This window comes from Thermodesulfovibrio sp. 1176 (genome assembly GCF_029946585.1).
Classification (GTDB): domain Bacteria; phylum Nitrospirota; class Thermodesulfovibrionia; order Thermodesulfovibrionales; family Thermodesulfovibrionaceae; genus Thermodesulfovibrio.
Genome location: NZ_JARZRZ010000003.1, coordinates 134,670 through 157,714, shown reverse-complemented (window position 1 = coordinate 157,714; position 23,045 = coordinate 134,670). Strand labels below are relative to the sequence as shown.

Sequence of the window (23,045 nt, the reverse complement as noted above, 5' to 3'; positions counted from 1 at the left end):
ATTGATAATCTCTCCTTTTTAACTAGTCAAAGATTTTTTTAAAAAGTTTTTTTATCACTTTCTTTAGAAATTTCTTAAGAGTCTTTTTTAATATTTTTTTCAGCACAATTAGATTCCTCTGATTACCCTAAAAACGAATTTTTACTTTCATAAATTCTTTCGAGTAATTTCCATAAATCTGTCAAAAACATCCAATGCATCGTTGGGACCTGGTCCTGCTTCTGGATGATGTTGAACTGAAAAAATTGGATACTCCACATGCTCCATTCCTTCTTCTGTACCATCATAAAGATTTTTATGAGTTAACCTTACCTGTCCTTTAAGGCTTGAAATATCAACACAGTAATTATGATTCTGTGCTGTAATTGCAATCCTACCTGTTTTTAAATCTTTAACTGGATGATTTCCTCCATGATGCCCAAACTTAAGCTTATATGTTTTTCCTCCCAAAGCTAATCCTAAAAGTTGATGCCCAAGGCATATGCCAAAAAGAGGCTTTTTACCAATCAATTTTTTAATATTTTCAACTGCGTAAGTAAGAATCTGCGGGTCTCCTGGACCATTACTAAGCATAATACATGAAGGATTTATTTCAAGGACAGCTTCAGCTGGCATTTTACCTGGAACAACATAAACTGAAAAACCAACTCTTTTTAAATTTTTAAGAATGTTTAATTTTACTCCGTAATCGTAAACAACACAGATAGGCGCATCTTTTTCCTCATGATAAATATAAGGTTCTTTACACATAACAGCACTTACATGGTCAATCTCTGAAATATCTGGATGGGCAAGAACTTTTTTATGTAAGCTAAATGGATCAAGATCTTCCGTTGATATAATTCCCATCTGAGCACCTTTATCCCTCAGATGTTTAGTTAGCGCTCGTGTATCAATTCCCTGTATTCCTACAACCCCGTATTTCTTGAGATATTCACCAAGACTTTCCTCTGAACGCCAGTTACTTGGATAATCTTTATACTCTTTTACAACAAAACCTTCAACTTTTGGTCCTCCATTAGATTCTATATCTTCTCTGTTCACACCGTAGTTTCCTATTTGAGTATAGGTCATTACAACAATCTGTCCCTTATAGGAGGGATCTGTAAGTATTTCTTGATATCCTGTTATTGAGGTATTAAAAACAACTTCTCCTATGGACTCTCCATGAGCTCCAAAGGAATATCCTTCAAATACTGTTCCATCTTTTAAAACCAAGATTGCTTTTTTCATTTTTCCGTCCTCATATCAAAAACTTTTTTACCTTTTAAAGTCATTAAAACCTTGCCTTTAAGATTCCAACCATCAAAGGGAGTATTTTTACCAAGAGAAACAAAATCTTCTTTTTTAACAATCCATTCTTTATTGATATCAACAAGTATTAAATCTGCCTCTGCACCTTCTTTAATTCCAGCTTTATAAATTTTTAATATCTTTGCAGGATTTACAGTAAATTTTTCAATAAGTTTATTAAGTGGCAAAACTCCATCGTGAACAAGTCTTAGGCTTAATGCCAGTGCTGTCTCAAGTCCTGAAATTCCATTTGCTGCTTCTTGGAAAGGGGTATTCTTATCATCAATGCTATGTGGTGCATGATCTGTTGCTATTACATCAATCACTTCTTCTCGTAAAGCGGATTTTATTGCTTCTTTGTCTTCATCTGTTTTAAGTGGAGGATTTACTTTAGCATTTGTATTATAATCGGATACCACATCTTCTGTAAGAGTGAAATAATGAGGACATGTTTCTGCTGTAACAGAAATTCCATCTTCTTTTGCTCTTTTTATTAACTCAACAGAGCCTTTACTTGATACATGAGCAATGTGTAAAGGTGAACGGAAATGTTTACACAAGATTATATCTCTTGCAACCATTACCTCTTCAGAAGCTCGTGGAATACCTTTTAAACCAAGATAAAAGGAGAGTTTTCCTTCATTCATTGCTCCTTTTTCACTTAAAAAAAGGTCTTCACAGTGAGATATTATAGGAGCTCCAACTGCCTTAGAATATTCAAGGGCTCTTCTCATAATTAAAGAATTCATAACAGGCATTCCATCATCTGAAAAAGCCACACATCCTGCTTCTTTAAGCAAAGCCATCTCAGAGAGTTCCTCACCTTTAAGTCCCTTTGTTATTGCTCCCACAGGGTATACATCACAACTTCCCTCTTCCTTTGCTTTTGCAAGGATATAGTAGGTTACTTCAGGATTATCATTTACAGGATTGGTATTAGCCATACAACAAACAGAAGTAAAACCACCTCTTACCGCAGCAAGAGTACCTATTTTGATTGTTTCTTTATATTCAAAACCCGGTTCTCTTAAATGAGTGTGCATATCTAAAAGACCTGGAAAAACATAAAGCCCTGAAGCATCTATTTCAATTAGTTCAGGTTTAGATTTTTGATTTTTTATTTTTTTAGGCTTTGTAAATTTTACCTCTGAAATAATTCCGTCTTCGATTACAATGTGAGCAATTCCTTCCTTATGTGTAAAAGGGTCAATTATGTATGCATTGTAAAATTTTATAATCATTTTTTACCTCTTGTTTGTCCCTTTTTATTTTTTCCTATGTTACATTTACTGTAATTCTTCCACACTTTTTGTCATTCTAAGGGCTTTAACCCAAAGAAATCTTATCCTTCTCACTGTCATTCCGAACCTCCTTTCCTTGTCATTCTGAGCGATAGCGAAGAATCCCCCATCCTTTTTTATGAAGTCAACAAATAAATAACAGCCATTCTTGTAGCTATTCCATTTGTCACCTGTCTTAGAATTATTGATCGAGAGCTATCAGCAACTTCTGTTGCAATTTCGACTCCTCTATTCATTGGACCAGGATGCATTATGATTGTATCATCCTTTAAATGGGAAAAAACCTCTTTTTTCATTCCCCATATATAAAAATACTCTTTTAAAGAAGGAATAAATGCTGCACTTTGTCTTTCAAGCTGAATTCTTAATAACATAACCACATCCACATCTTTTAACCCTTCTTTGAGGTCATAAAAAATTTTTACATTTTCTGGAGTTTCCACAGGAAGAAGAGTTGGTGGACCTACAAATCTTATTTCTGTGTCAAATTTGCTTAAGAGATACAAATTAGAACGGGCTACTCTACTGTGGATTATGTCGCCCACAATTGCGATTTTAAGTCCATCAAGTCTACCTTTAACCTCAAGAATACTAAAGGCATCAAGCAATGCCTGTGTAGGATGTTCATTTGTTCCATCTCCTGCATTTATTACTGATGCTGGAGTATGTTTTGCAACAAACTTTGCCGATCCCGAAGAGGAATGCCTGATAACAATATAGTCAACATTGTAAGCTTCTATGGTTTTTAGGGTATCATAAAGTGTTTCTCCCTTTACTACACTGCTTGTGCTTACAGAAAAATTCAAAACATCAAGACTTAGTCTTTTTTCAGCAAGTTCAAAGGATGTTCTTGTTCTTGTTGAAGGCTCAAAAAAAAGATTTATAGCTGTCTTACCTCTCAAAGTAGGTACTTTTTTAATATCTCTTCCAAGAACTTCTTTAAAGGCTTTGGCTGTATTAAGGATTTCCTCAATATCCTGCCTTGAGAGTTCTTTTATTCCAATAAGGTCTTTCATTTTTTAATTAATAACACTGAATCTTTACCTGCAATTTCTTTAAAATTAACTTTGATTTTTTCATCCCTTGAAGTGGGAATATATTTACCTGTATAATTAGCCATAATTGGCAGTTCTCTGTGACCTCTATCAATCAATACAGCGAGTTGAATTTCTGCAGGTCTTCCAAAATCCATTAATGCATCCATTGCCGCTCTTGTTGATCTCCCAGTATATAAAACATCATCTACCAGAATAACCTTTTTGTCATCTATACTAAATGGAATGTTTGTAGGTTTTATTGCTTTTCGATTTTTTGTAATATTTATATCATCTCTGTAAAAGGATATATCAAGCATACCTAATGGGACATCAATTCCTTCGGTTTCTTTTATTTTATTTTTTATCCTTTCTGCAAGATATACACCTCCAGTAACAATTCCTATTAGGCAAATATTCTCTGCTCCCTTATTCTTTTCCAATATCTCGTGGGTAATCCTTGTAAGGATTCTTTCTATTTCCTGTTCGTTAAGAAGTTCCTTTTCCATGCTCTCTTTTATTGTTGAACCATAGGGGTAATCTTAGAACCCCTAAGCTATTAGATTTTTCTCCCCTTTGGAGATTAAAACGCAAATTAATAAATTATACAAGATTTTAAAAATTTTTTCTATAACCCCTTAAGTCTGAAAATAAATGTTCCTATCAACAATGTGATATATCTTCCATCCCCTTATAGTAAGTTCTTGAGAGATAAATCTTCTGTGACATCTAAAAAAGAGTTTTTCACAGCAAAAGAAAACAGTAATTGATTTCTCTCCAATTTTTTCCAGCTTTTTAATTCCCTCTTTGAAGGTTTCTGTTTCCATATATCTTTCATATCCACCTTTTTTAAAACCACCAAGTTCCTTTCCAAGATAAACATATTTTATTCCAGCCCGTTCAAGAAAACCTGAAAGTTTCCTCTGATTAAAATGAGGAAATCTTTTTGACTGCGGAAAGCTTCTTACATCAACAGCTGTCTCAATATGATATCTCTTTAAGATTTCAATAAATTCCTCAATAATTCTACTGCTTGTACCAATTGTGTAAATCTTTTTCATTTTTAATATTAAATTCAGGATTGTGAATTAAAATACCCTTAATTTCTCTTAATTTCTGTCTCTCCCTTTCATCTTTAATCTTGCTTTCTATTTTTTTAAGGAACTTTAGATTTCTTTCATGGAGATTTAGGTATTTTTTATATTTATTAGAGTCAATCTTTATTGAAAAATCACCTGGAATAAACCACTTATCAGTAAAATAAATCCAGGAGGCAAAATCAGTCAATTCAAAACCTGGTAAAATATTAATTTTGCTATGCCAGAAATCCTTTATTCTTAATCCTTTCTCATCAGCTACAATTTTATATCCCCCTTTGAAAGGCTCTGCACCCTGAGTATCTTCATACTGCCATGTAGATACAGAAACCTGTTTATTATTATGACAACTTTTACAATCCCTTGCTTTTCCAAAGGGATGAGAAACTTCTTCAATTTGAATCCAAAGTAAATGTCTATTACCAGAGGGTAGGCCATCAACAGTTCCAACAATGTAATACATATCTCTTGTTTCACCATTTTGCCACCTATAGCGAAGACCTGATGGAGAAACTTTTTCTTTAATATTTCCTACACTGTGGGGAAATATCTTAACAGGAAACCATATTCCTTTTTGATCTTTCATAAGAATTAATGGCTTCTGAATTCCGTGATAAAGGGAATATTTTTTAAAGGGTGTTAAATTTTCTCCAATATACCCCCTACCCCATATTGTAATCTGATAACCACCTGCTTCAGTTACATGACAGGAAGTACATGTAAGATTTTTATGAATTGATTTTGCGTGAGCCCTTTCAATTTCAATATGGCAGTCCTGACAAGTTGCCTTTCGCTTCATATCTCCCATACCTTTTTTACCTGTCTGATGACAATCTATACAATGAATACCCTTTTTAAAATGGATATCTCCTTTTCTACCCTGTGGAATTGAATAAAATCCACCAATATATGTTTCTCCTCTTCTTGATTGGGATGCGCCTGTATGACATACTGAATTACCTCTACCCCTTCCCATACAACTATATGAGTCTGGTATTTTTAAAAATGCATGGGAACCCTTTTCAGGACTTGGCGCATAGTGACAGTCAAGACAACCAGCATGACAGACATTACACATCTTTTGTCTACGCATAGCCTGTTCATTGGTAAAAGAAATGTTCATTTCTTTTCTAATTTTTTCTGTATTTGTAAAATCAAAACCAACTTTTTTTAAGACTTCCTCTGGTGGAACATCAGCAAAGGAAGGACCACAATTGTGAGGGCCATAGGGTTCAAGCCAACTAACCATTGTCCTCTGTCTGAAATTTACACCCATTATGGTTGTTCTGAATTGTTTAAGTTCTTCTGTATGACAACCTCTTTTCCCACAGGTTTTTTTGATTATCTCAGGGTCAAAGTTAAAACTTTCAGGATTTCTATCATGCCAGAGAAGATTTCTTACCTTAGGATGTAAGTTAAGTTCGCTATTTTCTTTAATTTTGGGAAGCATATTAAAGAGTTCATCATCACCTTGAGGAATTAATCTATTAAGTTCAGAATCCTTTTTGTCATAAAGCTTTTTTCTTTCCTCTACATCCATTGAATCATTAACATATATTGGCTTAAGCATACCTTTGTGAGCTTTTTCCTTATCATTTGTCCTTCCATTACCAAGATGACAGTCGCTGCAGAAAACTGTTTTATGTCCTGTCTGTTTTCTTACATCTTCAAGGGTTATATAAAATTGAGGATATCCAAATTCAGCCATTTTTTCCTTTGAACCATGGCATTGGATACAACTTTCTGAAGAATCCATGTAGTATTTGTAACCAAAATAACCAATTATTAGAAAAAATTGAAGAAAAAAGACAGTTACTGTTAAAGGCTTGGCTAAATCACTGATTTTCCCGAGTTTAAAGGGCATTTAAAATTATAGCAAGAAAAAAAGGGGGAATAAGAGATCCCCCTTTTTTTTAATTTACTCTTTGATTATTTTATATTTTCCATCCTTTCTAATTTGTATATTGGCATCAAGAAACTTTGTATTATAGCCTGCTTCTTTAAGGATATTATAAGCCATTTCAGCTCTCATTCCTGTTGCGCAGTGAATGATTATTTCTTTATCTTTTGGAATTTCACCGAGCCTGTCTTTTAATTCATTGACGGGTATATTCTTGGCACCCTTAAGCATTCCCATTTGTGTTTCCTCTGGATCTCTTACATCAAGAATAAAAACATTTTTAGGAGGTTTACCAACAATCTTTTTGAATTCCTCTTCACCTATTGTACCTGGTTTTGGCTTTGGAACATAGACTATTTGTTTTTTGAATTGATCGCTTACTACTTGGCCACCAGTCTGTTTCCAGGCATTTAATCCTCCAACAACATAAGAAGTGTTAATATAACCCCATTTTCTTACTATATCGAAAGCTTGTTGGGAGAGTTTGTCCAAATCACAATAAATTAAAATTGGAGCATTCTTTTGTTTTGGGAAGAGATTCTTAGCTTTTTCAAGGTCAGCAAGGGGAATATTTACAGCACCTGGAATGTGTTCCTGTTTTGCCTTTTCAGCAGGGCGAACATCAATTAATACATGGGGTATGTCTTTTTCAATTAAGTCTTTTAAGTATTTTGGAGTTGAGGCAACAGGATAACCCTGTTTTTTCCATTCAGGTATTCCATCTACAAACTGTTTTACATTTGTATAACCAAGTGCTTCTGCTCTACGAGCAGATGAAGGAGTCAAAGCTCAGGTAGGACCTTGACAATAATATACAATTAATTCATTTTTATCTTGAGGAAGCTTGTCAATATGTTTATCAAATTCTGCATACCAAATATTTATCGATCCAGGAATATGTCCTTCATGGTATCTTCCTGGCGGTCTACAATCAATAATTAATCCTTTTTTGTCGTCAAAAATTTTCTTCATCTCACTAACTTTAATAACTTTAGCTGGATCTACTACTACTGGGGGCTTTACATTAATTAATGTTGCATACAGTTCGCCATTTTTCTCTACATAGGTAATTGTAATCTCTTTTTCTTTTGGAATCTTGTTGATTGGTTGATTCCAGTTTTTAAGTTTTGTGTTTTCATCGAATTTTACTGTCCAGAGTGCACCAGTATCAATCTGAATCATTTCAGCTTTTGCTGATACTGTTTTAAGATTTCCATATAGCTCATTTGGTTTAGCTGTGTGGCATCCTGGAAGAGAACAACTCTTTGCAATTATTGGTTTTTGCTGAGATATGCTGTTAGAGACTAGAAATGCAAAGGTCAGACAAAAAACCATGACAATCAAAAGTAAACTTCGTTTCCTTTTCATGATATACCTCCTTTTAAAAATTTTATTATATTATAACTAATTTTCATAAATTTCATCTATATTAATTAAAATTTTTATATATTTTGCCTATATTATACTCCCCTAACATTTTATTTAAACCGTTATTGACAAAATTAAATCCGACATTATACATTTTATAAGAGCATTTTATAACCCTATTTAACAGGATTATAAAAATTAATCGTGGAGGTAAAAAATGAGTAAATATCTACAAATTTTTCAAATGAGAATTTTATTAGGCATTGCTTTAACAATTTTTATTTTCTCTGGCACACTATTTGCTTATGATGTAGAATTAGCAAAAAAATTTGATGCTATGTTTTCACAGTTGAATCCTCAAGTTCTTACTATGAGACCTTGTCAGATAACCACAAAAGATATACTTGATATGATTAAGAAAAACGAAGATTTTGTAATCCTTGATATAAGAACACCGGCAGAACAGAAAATTATAGCACCTGTATGGAAAGGTAGTCTTCTTATCCCAATGCATGAACTATTTAAACCCGAAAATCTCGCAAAACTTCCAAAGGATAAAAAAATAGCGGTTATATGTCACACTGGAGACAGAGCTGCTGCAGCAACCATTGCTTTAAGAGCAATTGGTTTTTCCAATGCCTTTCAATTTAAGGGCGGTATGGTTGAGTTAGCCAGAGAGATAGGAAGAACTGCCACAGAGTACGTAAAAGATTAAATTATCAAAAAGGGAGGGATATCCCTCCCTTTCAAAGCTAACAATCCTCTTAAAAAAATATTAGCCTTACCAAACAATCCTCAAAAACACTTTTATAAAATCAATTTTGGGATAATGTGGTTACAACTATATTACTAAATTACTAAAATAAAATGTCAAAATGTATTTTAGCCTTCCCCTTATGGATATAAAAGAGAGGTACTGAGAGAGAAATATGAGATTTTCCATTATAATAATGGCTTTAGAAATAACATACAACAATAAATTCTGATATGATAAAATGGAATAAAAATCTTTTTATGGAGTAAAAAATGGATATTGATGAAGTTTATATGAAAAGAGCTTTATCTTTGGCAAGAAAAGCAAATTGGAAGACTTCTCCTAATCCGATGGTTGGTGCAGTATTAGTAAAGGACGGTAAAGTAATATCTGAAGGATATCATAAAAAAGCAGGACTTCCTCATGCTGAAGCAGAAGCAATAATGAAGGCAAAAGAATCTGTAAAGGGGGCAACTCTCTATGTAAATCTTGAACCCTGTTGTCATAGGAATAAAAGAACTCCTCCTTGCACAGATATCATTATAAATTCTGGTATTAAAAGGGTTGTGATAGCAATGAGAGATCCTAATCCAATGGTATCAGGCAAAGGAATTGAATTACTAAAAAAAAACGAGATCGAGATAAAGGAGGGAGTACTTGAAAAGGAAGCTAAAAGTTTGAATGAGTTTTACATTAAATATATAACAACAAAAAAACCTTTTGTAATACTAAAAATAGCCATGACCTTAGATGGTAAAATTGCCACACCCACTGGGGAATCAAAGTGGATTACATCTGAGGAATCTCGGCAGTTTGTTCACAAAGTCCGTTCAAAAGTTGATGCAATTCTTACTGCTTGCGGAACTGTTTTAAAGGATAATCCTCAATTTACATCAAGAATAAAAGGAGGCAAAGACCCAATAAGAGTAATTATAGATCCTGAACTTAAAATTCCTTTAAACTACCATGTATATAGTCCACCACCTAAAACAATAACAGTAGTAAAAAAAGAAAAATTAACAGAAGAAAAAGCTAAAATTTTGATAAATAAAGGGATTGATATTATTACATTTGACTCAGAAAAAGTTGACCTTTCATGGTTAATGGAGGAGTTAGGAAAGAGATCTATCATATCAGTTATGATTGAGGGTGGATCATCTTTGAATTCTTATGCAATTAAATATAATATTGTTGATAAATTAATGATTTTTATAGCTCCTAAAATAATAGGTGGTAAAGATTCTTATCCATGTATAGGAGGAAATTTTTATAAAAGGCTATCTGAAGCCTATGAAATAGAAAAATTGTCTATACGAAAATTATCTAAGGATATCCTAATTGAGGGATACTTCAAAAAAGGTTGATTTTTTAATCAATATATTATAAACTCTATTAAATTAAGTAAAAATTTCCAGAAAGGAGGTGAAAGAATATGAAAAGATTGATGGCAGTTGTATTGGCGGTAATGTTTATTTTTTCATTTGGTTGTGCCACAAAGGACTATGTAAAACAAGAAATTGACCCTATCGTTGACAGACTCGGTAAACTTGAAAACAAAGTTAATGCCCTTGAGTCAAAAGTTGATGCCCTGGGGAAGAAGGTAGATGATTGTTGTAATAAAGCTGATGATGCTGCGAAGAGAGCAGAAGCTGCTGCAAAGAAAGCAGAAGATGCAGCAAATAGAGCAGAAGCTGCTGCACAGAAAGCTGGAAAGGCTTTTGAATTACAACAAAAGAAATAATTCTTTAGCCTTTATTTTCTAAAGCCACGGGTCAGAAGTAATGACCTGTGGCTCTTTATTTTTAACAGTTACAGAAGTCGGAATACCATTTTTTTGTTTAATTACATTATAAAGTTTAAAAGTATCAACATATTTTAAAAGCCCCTTCTTAGCAAGAAGATTTATAGCAGTACCCAAATAATCGAATTCTTTTAATTGCTCATCAAGATGAACTTCAACATATACTTCATCACCGATTTTACCAACTTTTACAGGTTGTCTTGTAATTAATACCTCTGTACCAATAGGAACAATTTCAAAAAGCTTTGGAATATCTTCAGGATAAAGCCTTATACAACCATGAGTTACTTTTCTACCAACTGCCCAGGGTCTATTTGTTCCATGAATTAGGTAACTTGTACCTGACAGTCTCATTGCATGCGTTCCCAGAGGATTTTCTGGTCCGGGGGGAACTACTGCAGGTAGTTCAGGTCTTTCTTTTCTTATTGACTCTGGAACATACCATGAAGGATTAATAACTTTATGAGATATTTTAAATTTTCCCATTGGTGTTTCAAGATTATCATCTCCTATCCCTATTGGGAAGGTACTTAAAAAATTAATATTCCCTTTTTTATAAAAATAAAATAGTCTCATTTCAGATAGATTGATTAATATGCCTTGAAATTTTTCAGGTCTATCTGGAAGAATCCAAAATTTAGGAATTATAATTTTACTTCCCACAGTAGGTACAAAGGGATCAAATTCAGGATTTGCATCTACAATTTCATTGTAGCCAAGAGCATTTTGTCTTGCAAGCTCAATAAGGGATTCTCCCTTTTGAATTACGTGATATTTAATTGTTCCAACAGCAGAAGTGTTTTCTCCAATTGAAAAAGTTTCAGCTGATGAATTAGAAAAGATAGCAAATATAAAAATAATTGAAATTATAAAAAATGAAATTTTTCTCATAAATTTTAATTTAATTATAAATTTATTTAAACGGTCCCAACGGGATTCGAACCCGTGTTTTAGCCTTGAGAGGGCTACGTCCTTGACCTGGCTAGACGATGGGACCTTTTTTATTAACTGGGGAGAGAGGATTCGAACCCCTACAAGCAGATCCAGAGTCTGCCGTCCTGCCGTTAGACGACTCCCCAAATTATTTTATTGTATATCATAAAAAAGCTTATATTGTCAATTAGTTAACCAGATCCTGAAATTGTCGATAGAAAAACACTGATTTTGTCATTCCGAAGGAGCGTAAGCGACTGAGGAATCTCCTCCTTTTTCACCAGATAGATTCTTTAATGAGAAATTCCTCGGGGTATATAACCCTTCGGAATGACTGCATAAATATTATATTGCTTTTATCTCTATCGGCAATTTCAGGCCAGATGTTTGTGTTTACAACATAAAAATATTCCATATATAATTCTTAAAGATTGGACAATACTTTTTAAAGAAGATTATTTTTTAAAGAAATGTCGATAAATTGACAAAATAATTAATTAAAATTTATTTTATAAATATATTGCATGAATAAAAATTCTTGGAGGTAATAATGACAGAAGGAATTTTAGAGCTTACAACTACTTCATGGGAAAAAGAGGTATTAAACTCTAAAGGAGTAGTAATGGTGGATTTTTGGGCTCCATGGTGTGGACCTTGTAGAATAATAGCTCCTACTATTGAAGAATTAGCAAAAGAATATTCTAATAAGGTTAAAATTGGAAAACTTAATACAGATGAAAATCCAGAGATAGCAACTCGATATAGTATTATGGGTATCCCTACAATAATGTTTTTTAAGGATGGGCAAAGAGTAGACCAGATTGTAGGAGTTGTGCCAAAGTCAACTTTAAAGAGCAAATTAGATACCCTCTTAAATAATGTTTAAATAGTGAAAAAACTTTTCTTCTTAATTTCTATATGTTTTCTCTTAATTTATATCAATAATGTGCAGGGAGCTTTAAAAACCGGAGACCCTGCACCTAATTTTTATTTAACTGGTCATGATGGAAAAACTTATTCTCTCAATCAGTTTAAAAGCAAGGTTATTCTAATCGAATTTCTTTCAACTAAGTGCTTTGCCTGCGATATGGTTATTCCAGACATAAATCAAATCCATGAACAATTTTCTAATGAAAATTTGATGGTAATAGGGATTCTTTTTAACGATGAAGTTGAAGATATAAATAAACTCAAAGAATTTTCAAAAAATAAAGTGATAAAATATCCTCTATTCATAGCAGATGTAAAAGTTAAAAAACTTTACAATGTTTATGGCTTTCCAAATTTTGTTATTTTAGATGAAAAAAAACAAATAAGACAGATATACAGAGGAATAACAAAGGATACTTTTGGCTTGCTTAATAGAGAGATCGAAAAAATTCTTAATAAAGGAGGACAATAAAGGTGTTTGAAGCACTATCAGATAAATTAGAAGCAATATTTAAAAAACTTAAAGGTAAAGGAATTCTAAAAGAAGAAGATGTTGATGTTGCCTTGAAAGAGATAAGAATTGCCCTATTAGAGGCAGATGTGAATTTCAAAGTAGTGAAGTCTTTTATTGATAGAGTAAGACAAAAGTCAATAGGAAAAGAAATACTTGAAAGTCTCTCGCCTGCCCAACAGGTAATAAAGATAGTATATGATGAACTTTGTGAATTACTTGGTGGTAGCAGTGCGAAAATACAGTTAAGCCCAAATCCACCTACAGTTATTATGATGGTAGGACTTCATGGTTCAGGAAAAACAACAACATCTGCAAAGTTAGCAAGAATTTTTAAAAAGGAAGGCAGACGTCCTATGCTTGTTGCTGCAGATTTACAAAGACCGGCTGCCATAGAACAACTAATTACCTTAGGTAAACAAATAGATGTGCCTGTTTTTCATTCATTTGATTTAAAAGATCCAAGAAAACTATGTCAAGAAGCCCTAAAAAAGGCAAAAATAGATAGAATGGATCCTGTTATAGTGGATACTGCTGGTAGAATGCATGTTGATGAAGAACTTATGCAAGAACTTCAATATGTTAAAGAAATTCTTAATCCCAATGAAGTATTGTTTGTTGCCGATGCGATGACAGGGCAGGATGCTGTTAATATTGCTAAAAGCTTTAATGACAAAATTGGAATTGATGGAATAATTCTTACAAAAATGGACGGTGATGCTCGAGGTGGAGCAGCTCTTTCAATTAAAGAAGTTACGGGCAAACCAATTAAATTAATAGGAGTAGGTGAAAAATTAGATGCTTTGGAAGAGTTTTATCCAGACAGAATTGCTAAAAGAATATTAGGAATGGGTGATGTTTTATCTCTCATTGAGCAAGCTCAAAAAGCCTTTGATCAGAAGGAAGCTGAAAAACTAAAAGAAAAAATTGAAAAAGAGGATTTTACCTTTGATGACCTTAAAGAACAAATAAGAAAGATGAGAAAAATGGGTCCTCTTGAAAATATTCTTTCTATGCTTCCTGGAGCAAATAAATTATTGAAGGATATAAAAATAGATGAAAAAGAATTTGTAAAAGTTGAAGCAATAATTAACTCCATGACTCTTGAAGAAAGAAAAAATCCTAAAATTATAAATGCAAGTAGAAGAATAAGAATTGCAAAGGGTAGCGGTACAACAGTTACAGATGTAAACAGACTAATCAAACAATTTAATGAGATGAAAAAAATGATGAAAAAATTCAAACACGGTAAAGGGTTTAAACTTCCAAAAATTTTTCCATTTTAGTTATAAAAACAAATTAAATTCCCTTAAGCAACATATAGGATCTATCAATAAGGGATTCTAAAGAATCATCTTCCTTGCACTCAACAGTGGCAGTTTTTACATTTATGCTAATACCGTTTTCAAATAATGTAGTATTTGTAATATTTTCAATTTTTTTTGCCACAATTTTTGCACCTTCAATATTAGTATTAGGCAAAAGTAATAGAAAATTATCTTCTTCGTAACGAAAAACCATATCTACAATTCTTGTGTATTCCATTAATAGATTAGCATACTGTTTTAAGATTTTATCTCCTGTTGTCCTACCATAATTTTGATTAATTAGTTTAAAATTTTCAATATCAACTAAAACAATGCTCAATGGAACTTTATATCTTTTGACTTTTGCAAGTTCTCTTTCTGTTACTTCCTTAAGATAAATTCTGTTGTAGGCTCCAGTAAGCTGATCTTTTCTCATAGTTTCATTTATTTCATTTTTTAATTTTTCTATTAGATAATCTTTTTTCTGATTTTCTCTCAATAACTTCGCTATTTCATTGTTTAAATCAGATATTTTTTCATATAGTTCATGATAATTGAAATTTCTTTTTTCGAGGAAAAATAATAAAACTTCCTTTTGGGCTAAGACATAACCAGATAAGGTTATATTAACATCTGGTCTTCTACATTTTAAATGGATAATAACCTTTTCTGCCTTTCCATCCTCAGGTATTGAAATATACTTAACATAAGGGGGTAAGAAAATTTTAAAATTTTTATCTTGAACATCATCTAAGTTAATCATTTTTAAAAAGGCTTTATTAGCATGTTTTATGTTTAAATCTTTATCTGTAACTACAAAGACTATTTTGCCAAAATTTTCAATATAGTTGAATAAAAACTCTAAATTCATCTTCAAGATATCAGCAATCTCACCGGATAATTTTTTCTCTTCAATTATCTCTGTTTTTTCAAATATTTTTTTTATATATTTGTCAATCATTTTTTAAAACCTCCAGAATTTCTTTTGGGTGAGAAAATAATTCACCATATTTATTAATTCTGTAAAAATCCTCCCAATTCTCATCGGATATAAAAATTCTAATTTTAGGCGCCTTTGCTTTTATCATTTCCCAAGTTTGAATAAATTGAGGAAAGTTATAAGGTGATAATCCAAAAATTATTACGGCATTTTCTTGATTATTTAAATTAAACTTCGCAATTTCCTTAACATTTAAACAGAAGCTTCTAAATCCTTTAAAGGATAAAAGATCTGAAAAAATTTGGGCTTCTATTGCGTTGTATAAACTTAAAATTTTACTGTCTAAGATGTCCTCTTCTGGTAAATATAGAGAATAAAATTCTTTTTTATTTTTAATATCCTTTTCTATGTAAATAGAAGATAAAACCCTATTAAAAGCTGAGAGGGCTAATTTTGTTTCTGTTTCGTCAAAAATATCTCTTTCATATAATTTTTTTATGATTTCTAAGGATGGATAAAGCATATAATTATAAAATTTTTCTCTCCTTAAATCGTCGAACAAATAACTATTTATTAATACTTCTGCTTCAATTAAATCATTTTCGAATAGCTTTGATATGAAATTTGTTATAAATTCTATATTATTTTCGAAATATTTATATTGTCCTTGAGTAGAGTCAACAGAAGATAATACAAGATTAAAATTTTGAATAATCCAGGCATACAAAGTTTTAAAATCTTCTTTATATTTTTGTATCGTTGATGTAATAGAATTTTCTAATGCAATATGCAGTATTGTAAATAATTTATCTTGAACACCCTTTTTCTGGGAAAATCTATATAATCTTGAAAGTCCTTTCATTAAAATATAAACACTATCAAATTTCAAAGCGGTTGACATGATTTTTATATGATTATAGATAACATCTTCTAAAAATTTTATGGAATTATTCCCAATTAATTCATAAAGTTTTGGATTCGATAAAATTTCTGATTTGACAATATTTATGAAAGTTACACTTTCTTTTTCAAAAGAATTTATTAAATCTTCTGAAATATCAATAATTTCACTTAATTTTTTAATTTGCATAGTCAATTATATCAAAAAATTAAAAAAATTTTCTCTTGACAAAATTTTTAAAAGTGGATAAAATTAGTCAACAATAAAAATTTAGGAGGGAGGTATGGATACTGTTTTATTATTAAGCAGACTTCAGTTTGCCATAACAGCTGCCTTCCATTTTATTTTTGTTCCTCTCACATTAGGGCTTTCAATCCTTATAGCTTACATGGAAAGTAGATATGTAGCAACAGGAGACAAAGATTACTTAAGAATGGCAAAATTTTGGGGTAGGCTTTTTTTAATTAATTTTGCCTTAGGGGTTGTTACAGGTATTACACTGGAATTTCAGTTCGGAATGAACTGGGCAGAGTACTCCCGCTATGTAGGAGACATTTTTGGTTCACCCCTTGCAATTGAAGCAACTCTTGCATTTTTCCTTGAGTCAACCTTTCTTGGTGTGTGGATATTTGGATGGAATAGAATTTCACCAAAACTTCATGCACTTTCAATATGGCTTGTAGCTTTTGCAACTAATTTGTCTGCTCTATGGATTTTAATTGCCAATGGCTGGATGCAAAATCCTGTAGGTTATGTAATAAGAAATGCGAGAGCAGAAATGGTTGATTTCTGGGCAGTTGTAACAAATCCTTATGGAATATTGAAATTTTTCCATACTGTTGCATCAGGTTGGGTTGTAGCAGGATTTTTTGTTCTTGGTGTTTCAGCATACCATCTTTTAAGAAAAAATGAAACGGAGTTCTTTAAAAAGTGTTTTAAAATTGGTGCTATTTTTGCTTTAGTAAGTTCAATTTTGGTTGTTGGAGTCGGAGATTTTCATGCAAAAGAGGTTGCCAAAACTCAACCAACAAAATTTGCTGCCATGGAATCTCTTTGGGAAACCACAAAGGATGCACCAATGTATCTTCTGCTTATGCCTGATCCAGCCAACGAGAAAAATTCAGTTGAAGCTATAGGAATTCCTAAATTTTTGAACATTCTTGCAGGACAAGAAGAAATTAAAGGACTTAAAGAGTTTCCACCCCAAGATAGACCACCCGTAACACTTACATTTATAAGTTTCAGGGTTATGGTAGTACTTGGCTTTCTGTTTATCGTTCTTGCATTCTTGGCTTTGATTAAATTCAAAAAAATTGAACAAAGCACTACACTCTTAAGAATTCTTCTATGGTCAATCCCTCTTCCATACATCGCTGGACAGCTTGGCTGGATTGTTGCAGAGGTGGGTAGACAACCTTGGATTGTCTATGGATTGTTGAGAACTTCTGAAGCTGTTTCAAAAGCAGTTGAACCTGCTCAGGTTGTGGCTTCTTTTATAGGATTTACAATTTTCTATGGTGTCTTAGGGGTTATCGATATTTATCTTCTTTCAAAATATGCAAGAAAAGGTCCTGAACCAAAGGAGGTGTAAAAATGGAGTTTCAAATTATATGGTTTATTTTATGGGGGTTACTCTGGGCAGTTTATTTTGCCCTTGATGGATTTGACTTTGGAGCAGGAATTCTTTATCCTTTCATAAGTAAAAGTGAAATTGATAAAAAAGCAGTATTACATGCAATAGGTCCGGTTTGGAATGGTAATGAAGTATGGCTAATCACTGCAGGAGGGGCTACCTTTGCTGCCTTTCCAACAACCTATGCGTATATGTTTAGCTATCTTTATACTCCCCTTTTAATAATACTTTTTGCTCTCATATTCAGAGGAGTTGCTGTTGAACTAAGAGGAAAATCAACTTCTGAAGGAATGAAAAAATTCTGGGATTTTTGGTTATTTGTAGGGAGTTTCATCCCTGCATTGCTCTTTGGTGTTGCCTTTGGAAACATTTTTATGGGACTACCCTTTGATGACTCAGGCTACTATGGAACCCTTTTCAGGCTTCTAAATCCCTATGGATTGATTGTAGGCTTACTCTTTCTTTTCACCTTCATAGTCCATGGTGGATTGTGGGTTTCATTAAGAGTACCTGAGGAATTAGCTAATCGTGCCTTTGCAAGATCAAAAAAATTTTGGTATTTACAGACAATTGCTGCTGTATTATTTTTGATTTTTACAGCTGTATTTACAAATCTCTATGATAATTTTATAAAAACACCTATATGGTTTATTGTTCCAGTTTTAGCTGTAGCTTGCCTTCTTCTTACAGGGTTTTATCTTATTAAAAATAAAAATGGAAGAGCCTTTGTTTTTTCCGCTTTATTTATTATTGCATTGATTTTTAGCGGATTAGTAGGACTTTATCCTAATCTTTTACCATCCTCAATTGATCCTAAATACAGTCTTACTCTTTTTAATTCCTCATCAAGTCCTTATACTCTGAAAATCATGACAATTGTTGTAATAATCTTTGTTCCTATTGTTATTTTCTATCAGGCTTGGACATATAAAACATTTATGTATAAAATCACAGAAAAGGAACTTAAGGAGGAAGGCTATTAAAGGATTACAGATTACAAGAGAAACAGATTATGCAATAAGAACTGTGCTTTATCTTTCTGGAAAAGAAAATTTTACTGCAAAAGCTGAGAATATTTCAAAAGAAATGGAGATACCAAAGAATTTTTTAATGAAAATATTGAAAGAGCTTGAAAAGGCTGGTTTATTGAAACTTAAAAGAGGAGTATCAGGTGGGGTAACCTTGGCTAAAAAACCAGATGAGATTACTCTTTATGATGTGATTATTGTAATGGAAAAATCAATTGCTCTAAACAGATGCGTTATTAACAAAGGAATCTGCGGACTTGTCCCTCATTGTCCTGTTCATCCTATATGGTTTAAGGTAAGGAATAAATTAATTGAAGATCTAAAGGAGATTAAATTTTCTGAATTTCTAACAGAGGGGACTGCCTCTTAGGCATTCCCCTCAAATAATTTAAGCCATTCCTTGAAAATTTTTACTTTTTCTTCACCATATCTTGCAAGGTCATTGATTATTTCATCAACAGTTCTTAATCTTACAGAACCATCAGATTCCTTTGAAAAAAATTTATCTGCAAAGGCAATTATTTTCTCTTCCATACTAAGAGGTATCATATCTCTGTGAGGTAAGGGAAGATTGTTTTTTATTATTTCTTCCTTTGTAATTCCCACACCTGTGTGTCTTTCACAAACAAGGGCATGTCTGGGAAAACCCTCTTTTTCAAGAATTTCTCTTCCAAGATAACCATGACAGATATAGGGAAATATACCATGACAGTCAAATTTGGCCGTATTTGTCATAAAAATCCCTATATCATGAAGCACAGCGGACTCATAAATAAACTGTTTATCTACTTCAAACTTTTCCGCAATTTTTAAAGCCTTTTCAGCCACAGCTTTAGAATGATTGACAAGTATTTTAAATGCCATACTTTCTATTTTGTAATATTTCTTAATAATTTCTAAAGGATCCATTTTTTTATTATAATCAATTCTATGAAATCTGTATACATTGATACACCAATTGGTATTCTCGAATTGTCCTTTGATGACGAATTTAATGTTATAAAAATCGCAAAATCTGACAGATTCCTTTTAATAAATGAACAAAATTTATCCACAGAGATAATGAACTTCATTGAATGTTTAAAAGCTTATTTTGAAGATAAGACAATTACTATTGATTATCCATTTAAATTAATTAATGCTTCAAATTTTTGCAAAGCGGTATTTAATCTTACATCTCAAATATCCTATGGAGAGACTGTTTCATACAATTGGATTGCAAAAAAATTAAATACATCACCAAGGGCAGTTGGGCAGGCACTTAAAAAAAATCCCTTACCATTAATTATTCCCTGTCATAGAGTAATAAAAACTAATGGAGACATTGGTGGATACTCTTTAGGGATAGAAGTAAAAAAATGGCTCCTTGAACATGAAAAGTCTACCTTATATAAGCTTCTGTTACATAAAATCTAATCATCCTGTGAGTATTAAAATAATAAGCATTCATAGCTATTGCATTTTTCATTACTTTAATCCATATATTTCTATTTTCATAAAACATTGGCAATACATCATTCCCTAATTTAAAATATAAGTCTTCTGCATCTCTTTTTGGATCTGAAGTTTCCTCAAGAGTTCCTATTGCCCATCCTGTATATCCTTCAATCCAGCCCTCTATCCACCATCCATCAAGAACACTGAAATTGGGAACACCGTTATGGGTTGCCTTCATCCCTGAAGTTCCTGATGCTTCAAGAGGTTTAAGGGGATTATTAAGCCAAATATCCACTCCTGCAACAAGTTTCATTGCCATTGCCATATCGTAATTTGGTAAATAAACTATTTTAACTTTATCTTTAATTCGCTCCTTAATCTGAAAAATTCTCTGAATTAGTTGCTTGCCTCCTTCATCTTTTGGATGTGCTTTACCTGCGTAAATAATCTGAACTCTTCCTTCTCCAATTATTGCTAATCTTTCAGGGTCTGAAAGTAATAAATCAGCTCTTTTATAAGGTGTTGCTCTTCTTGCGAAACCTATTGTGAATGTTTCATAGTTAAAATTCATACCTGTAAGTCGATTTACATAATCAATTAAACTTTTTTTAGCCTGCATATGAGCATCCCATAGTTCCTCTTCTGGAATTTTCCATGCTCTCACAAAAATTTCAGGTTCCATTGCCCAGCCTGGTAGATGTTTATTATAAAGATTTTTAAAAGATTCTGAAACCCATGTATAGGGATGAACTCCATTTGTAATTGCGTGTATTTCATAGCCTGGAAACATTCTTTCAGAAACTTCTTCATGTTTTTTTGATACTCCGTTAATGTATTCACTAAGATTAAAACCAAGCAATGTCATGTTTAACATTCCATCTCCTGCAAGTTTTTTTATTAACCACATAGGAACAGGTTCTCCAAGAATCCTTTGAACAAGGTCATAGGGAAATCGATCATGTCCTGCCTCTACTGGTGTATGAGTTGTAAAAACACATAAATCCCTTACCTTTTGAACATCCCAAACAAGCTCTTCAGACCATACCTCTTCGATTGGCTTTTTAAATTTATTTAGTAATTCAAGAGTTAACAAACTTGAATGTCCCTCGTTCATATGATACTTTCTTATTTCAAAACCAAGCTCATCAAGAACTCTCACGCCTCCTATACCAAGTATTATTTCTTGTTTTAAACGATACTCTAAATCTCCTCCATATAAATAGTGAGTAAGAGTTCTATTTACAGGATCATTCTCTGGAATTTCTGTATCTAAGAATATAACAGGTACTTTCCCTCCTGTAGTGCTTTCAATAACATAATACCATGCTGTAATATAAACAGGCTTTCTCTCTATCTCAACAGAGACTTTAATATTAATTCTTTTAAGGTATTTTTCAATATCCCAGGGATCAGGATGTTCTATCTGTCTGCCGAAGGGATCAAGTTCTTGTCTAAAATAACCCATCCTGTGTATAAGGGTAACTCCGATCATTGGAATTCTGAGATCTGCAGCTGATTTTAAAGTATCGCCTGCTAATATTCCAAGACCTCCACTGTAAGTATGCATCTCTGGTCTAATCCCGATTTCCATAGAAAAATAAGCAATTCTTGTATCCTTTACAAATTCCTCAATCCCCATACACCCTCCTTTTCAATTTTATTCATTAAAGTTTTCATAGACAACAATCCTTTATCTGTCATATTAAATGTATAGTCATTAACATAGGTTTCTATATGAGACATGATAACTTTATCATCAAGTTCCTGAGCATAACTTCTAACAAAATTAAATACCTCATCCTTATTCTTGAAGGCATAATTTATACTGTCTCTTATTAATTCCTCTAAGACACTTTTAATCTTTAAATCTTTTTTTGAAACAATACATCCTAATGGAATTGGTGTTCCTGTTTGTTCTTTCCAAAAATCTCCCAAGTCTACAATTAATTTAAGTCCTAAAGAGGGATAAATGAACCTTCCCTCGTGTATAAGCACTCCAATATCAACTTCATCTTTTATCAACATATCAAAAATCTGATTGAAGGGTAAAAAATTCAGAATATATTTTTTATCCATGAAAAATTTTTTCCAATAAAACCACATCAAAGCAGAAGCGGTCGTTAATTTTCCTGGTAAAGCAATTCTAATTTCTGATAATTCCCCTATTCGTTCTGAATTTCTTGTAACAACAACAGGCCCGTACTCTGAAATTGCTCCACCAGCATTTAGCAAATCATACTCTTTTTTTAAATAATAAAAAGCATGGGCAGATATCTTAGAAATTGCAAGCTTGTCATTTATACATAAATTATTAAGAGTTTCAACATCTTCTATTATGAATCTAAATTTAAGATTCTTTAAATCAATCTTTTCCTTTATAATCCCGTAAAAAATAAAAGTATCGTTGGGACAGGGCGATATTCCAATTTCTAACATAAAATAATTTTACAGATATTGAAACATTTATGTAAACTATGGTATTTTAAAAAGTTAATATTTAAATTGGAGGAGGATACACTTGGCAACTAAAAGGTCAACTGTTAAAAAGAGAAGTAAATCTGTCTTGAAAAGAATTAGGCAGAACGAAAAAAGAAAAATAAGTAATCAAGCATGGCGGACAAGGATTAAAACTTCTGTTAAAAAAGTAGAAGAAGCAATTGCAAAAAATGAAAAAGAATTAATTCAAAATGTATTAAAAGAAGCCATAAAAATAATCAACAAAGCTGCATCAAAAGGAATAATTCATAAAAATACAGCATCAAGAAAAATATCAAGACTTATGAAAAAGGCAAATTCTGTTCTGTCGGTTTCTGCATCAAATAATTAAACAAATTTTTTAAGAACCCCCAGAGAGTCTATCTTTGGGGATTTTTTATT

General features: G+C 32.3%; 25 protein-coding genes and 2 tRNA genes. 11 read left to right on the top strand and 16 right to left on the bottom strand.

Annotated features, from left to right (window positions below; genetic code table 11):
• Window positions 1-147: 147 nt before the first annotated feature.
• From carA to QI155_RS06660, 8 genes are all read right to left on the bottom strand, one after another.
• Entirely contained in the window at window positions 148-1,233 is a 1,086-nt protein-coding gene (carA, locus tag QI155_RS06695) for a glutamine-hydrolyzing carbamoyl-phosphate synthase small subunit (RefSeq protein ID WP_068859864.1), read from the bottom strand.
• Window positions 1,230-2,534: a dihydroorotase gene (locus tag QI155_RS06690; protein ID WP_068859862.1), complete on the bottom strand. Its 1,305-nt coding sequence runs from the start codon at window positions 2,532-2,534 to the stop codon at window positions 1,230-1,232. Before QI155_RS06690 ends, carA begins: the two co-directional genes overlap by 4 nt.
• 176 nt (window positions 2,535-2,710) lie before the next feature.
• Window positions 2,711-3,610 (bottom strand): aspartate carbamoyltransferase catalytic subunit, encoded by a 900-nt coding sequence (locus QI155_RS06685; RefSeq protein ID WP_068859860.1) that lies wholly within the window; start codon window positions 3,608-3,610, stop codon window positions 2,711-2,713.
• On the bottom strand, window positions 3,607-4,137 hold the full coding sequence (gene pyrR, locus QI155_RS06680; RefSeq protein WP_068859858.1) for a bifunctional pyr operon transcriptional regulator/uracil phosphoribosyltransferase PyrR: 531 nt from the start codon (window positions 4,135-4,137) through the stop codon (window positions 3,607-3,609). Before pyrR ends, QI155_RS06685 begins: the two co-directional genes overlap by 4 nt.
• 129 nt (window positions 4,138-4,266) lie before the next feature.
• Window positions 4,267-4,689: a DUF488 domain-containing protein gene (locus QI155_RS06675; protein ID WP_068859856.1), complete on the bottom strand. Its 423-nt coding sequence runs from the start codon at window positions 4,687-4,689 to the stop codon at window positions 4,267-4,269.
• Window positions 4,655-6,589, bottom strand: coding sequence for a hypothetical protein (locus tag QI155_RS06670; RefSeq protein WP_281321321.1), 1,935 nt, complete (start codon window positions 6,587-6,589; stop codon window positions 4,655-4,657). The genes QI155_RS06675 and QI155_RS06670 overlap by 35 nt, the downstream gene beginning before the upstream one ends.
• 54 nt (window positions 6,590-6,643) lie before the next feature.
• The gene (locus QI155_RS06665) at window positions 6,644-7,411 is read right to left on the bottom strand and encodes a rhodanese-like domain-containing protein (RefSeq protein ID WP_068859850.1); all 768 of its coding nucleotides are present in this window, start codon (window positions 7,409-7,411) and stop codon (window positions 6,644-6,646) included.
• Window positions 7,412-7,414: 3 nt separating this feature from the next.
• Entirely contained in the window at window positions 7,415-7,993 is a 579-nt protein-coding gene (locus QI155_RS06660; protein WP_068859848.1) for a rhodanese-like domain-containing protein, read from the bottom strand.
• 217 nt (window positions 7,994-8,210) lie between these two features.
• Between QI155_RS06660 and QI155_RS06655 the strand changes: the two genes are divergently transcribed.
• The 3 genes from QI155_RS06655 (at window position 8,211) to QI155_RS06645 (ending at window position 10,488) form a co-directional block, all read left to right on the top strand.
• The gene (locus QI155_RS06655) at window positions 8,211-8,708 is read left to right on the top strand and encodes a rhodanese-like domain-containing protein (RefSeq protein WP_254045449.1); all 498 of its coding nucleotides are present in this window, start codon (window positions 8,211-8,213) and stop codon (window positions 8,706-8,708) included.
• A gap of 311 nt (window positions 8,709-9,019) precedes the next feature.
• Window positions 9,020-10,111, top strand: coding sequence for a bifunctional diaminohydroxyphosphoribosylaminopyrimidine deaminase/5-amino-6-(5-phosphoribosylamino)uracil reductase RibD (gene ribD, locus QI155_RS06650; RefSeq protein WP_083200064.1), 1,092 nt, complete (start codon window positions 9,020-9,022; stop codon window positions 10,109-10,111).
• A gap of 68 nt (window positions 10,112-10,179) precedes the next feature.
• Window positions 10,180-10,488: an alanine-zipper protein gene (locus QI155_RS06645; protein ID WP_068859844.1), complete on the top strand. Its 309-nt coding sequence runs from the start codon at window positions 10,180-10,182 to the stop codon at window positions 10,486-10,488.
• Between the two features lie 18 nt (window positions 10,489-10,506).
• Here the strand turns inward: QI155_RS06645 and QI155_RS06640 are convergent, their stop codons facing one another.
• The 3 genes from QI155_RS06640 to QI155_RS06630 form a co-directional block, all read right to left on the bottom strand.
• Complete coding sequence (locus tag QI155_RS06640; protein WP_068859842.1) at window positions 10,507-11,439, bottom strand: L,D-transpeptidase family protein; 933 nt, start codon at window positions 11,437-11,439, stop codon at window positions 10,507-10,509.
• 31 nt (window positions 11,440-11,470) lie between these two features.
• Window positions 11,471-11,545 (bottom strand) — tRNA-Glu (locus QI155_RS06635).
• Window positions 11,546-11,556: 11 nt separating this feature from the next.
• Window positions 11,557-11,627, bottom strand: a tRNA-Gln gene (locus tag QI155_RS06630).
• Window positions 11,628-12,031: 404 nt separating this feature from the next.
• Here QI155_RS06630 and trxA point away from each other — a divergent pair.
• From trxA to ffh, 3 genes are read left to right on the top strand one after another with little or no spacing between them, the layout of a single operon-like run.
• A complete protein-coding gene (gene trxA, locus QI155_RS06625) occupies window positions 12,032-12,367 on the top strand; it encodes a thioredoxin (protein ID WP_068859840.1) in 336 nt (111 codons plus the stop codon).
• A 3-nt stretch (window positions 12,368-12,370) separates the two neighbouring features.
• Window positions 12,371-12,883 carry a TlpA disulfide reductase family protein gene (locus QI155_RS06620; RefSeq protein ID WP_068859838.1) on the top strand — a complete coding sequence of 171 codons (513 nt, stop codon included), beginning with the start codon at window positions 12,371-12,373 and terminating at the stop codon, window positions 12,881-12,883.
• A gap of 2 nt (window positions 12,884-12,885) precedes the next feature.
• Window positions 12,886-14,208: a signal recognition particle protein gene (ffh, locus tag QI155_RS06615; RefSeq protein ID WP_068859836.1), complete on the top strand. Its 1,323-nt coding sequence runs from the start codon at window positions 12,886-12,888 to the stop codon at window positions 14,206-14,208.
• A 13-nt stretch (window positions 14,209-14,221) separates the two neighbouring features.
• On the opposite strand, the gene QI155_RS06610 is transcribed toward ffh, so the two are convergent.
• Both QI155_RS06610 and QI155_RS06605 read right to left on the bottom strand, forming a co-directional pair.
• Window positions 14,222-15,190 (bottom strand): GGDEF domain-containing protein, encoded by a 969-nt coding sequence (locus QI155_RS06610; RefSeq protein WP_068859834.1) that lies wholly within the window; start codon window positions 15,188-15,190, stop codon window positions 14,222-14,224.
• Window positions 15,183-16,259 carry a hypothetical protein gene (locus QI155_RS06605; RefSeq protein WP_281321320.1) on the bottom strand — a complete coding sequence of 359 codons (1,077 nt, stop codon included), beginning with the start codon at window positions 16,257-16,259 and terminating at the stop codon, window positions 15,183-15,185. Before QI155_RS06605 ends, QI155_RS06610 begins: the two co-directional genes overlap by 8 nt.
• 94 nt (window positions 16,260-16,353) lie before the next feature.
• Between QI155_RS06605 and QI155_RS06600 the strand changes: the two genes are divergently transcribed.
• The 3 genes from QI155_RS06600 to QI155_RS06590 are packed head-to-tail and all read left to right on the top strand — an operon-like array spanning window position 16,354 to window position 19,101.
• A complete protein-coding gene (locus tag QI155_RS06600; protein ID WP_068861205.1) occupies window positions 16,354-17,661 on the top strand; it encodes a cytochrome ubiquinol oxidase subunit I in 1,308 nt (435 codons plus the stop codon).
• A 2-nt stretch (window positions 17,662-17,663) separates the two neighbouring features.
• Window positions 17,664-18,686: a cytochrome d ubiquinol oxidase subunit II gene (cydB, locus tag QI155_RS06595; protein ID WP_068861206.1), complete on the top strand. Its 1,023-nt coding sequence runs from the start codon at window positions 17,664-17,666 to the stop codon at window positions 18,684-18,686.
• Window positions 18,595-19,101, top strand: a complete 507-nt coding sequence (locus QI155_RS06590; protein ID WP_281321319.1) for an Rrf2 family transcriptional regulator — start codon at window positions 18,595-18,597, stop codon at window positions 19,099-19,101. Before cydB ends, QI155_RS06590 begins: the two co-directional genes overlap by 92 nt.
• Here QI155_RS06590 and QI155_RS06585 read toward each other — a convergent pair.
• A complete protein-coding gene (locus QI155_RS06585) occupies window positions 19,098-19,640 on the bottom strand; it encodes an HD domain-containing protein (RefSeq protein WP_068861207.1) in 543 nt (180 codons plus the stop codon). The genes QI155_RS06590 and QI155_RS06585 overlap by 4 nt on opposite strands.
• Before the next feature lie 21 nt (window positions 19,641-19,661).
• On the opposite strand from QI155_RS06585, the gene QI155_RS06580 reads away from it, so the two are divergent.
• Entirely contained in the window at window positions 19,662-20,147 is a 486-nt protein-coding gene (locus tag QI155_RS06580; protein ID WP_068861208.1) for a methylated-DNA--[protein]-cysteine S-methyltransferase, read from the top strand.
• Here QI155_RS06580 and glgP read toward each other — a convergent pair.
• Window positions 20,113-21,807: an alpha-glucan family phosphorylase gene (gene glgP, locus QI155_RS06575; RefSeq protein ID WP_068861209.1), complete on the bottom strand. Its 1,695-nt coding sequence runs from the start codon at window positions 21,805-21,807 to the stop codon at window positions 20,113-20,115. The two genes, QI155_RS06580 and glgP, sit on opposite strands and share 35 nt — an antisense overlap.
• The gene (locus tag QI155_RS06570; protein ID WP_068861210.1) at window positions 21,786-22,604 is read right to left on the bottom strand and encodes a 1,4-dihydroxy-6-naphthoate synthase; all 819 of its coding nucleotides are present in this window, start codon (window positions 22,602-22,604) and stop codon (window positions 21,786-21,788) included. Before QI155_RS06570 ends, glgP begins: the two co-directional genes overlap by 22 nt.
• Before the next feature lie 82 nt (window positions 22,605-22,686).
• Here QI155_RS06570 and rpsT point away from each other — a divergent pair, with 82 nt between their 5' ends.
• Window positions 22,687-22,995: a 30S ribosomal protein S20 gene (rpsT, locus tag QI155_RS06565; RefSeq protein ID WP_068861211.1), complete on the top strand. Its 309-nt coding sequence runs from the start codon at window positions 22,687-22,689 to the stop codon at window positions 22,993-22,995.
• The last annotated feature ends 50 nt before the right edge of the window (window positions 22,996-23,045 follow it).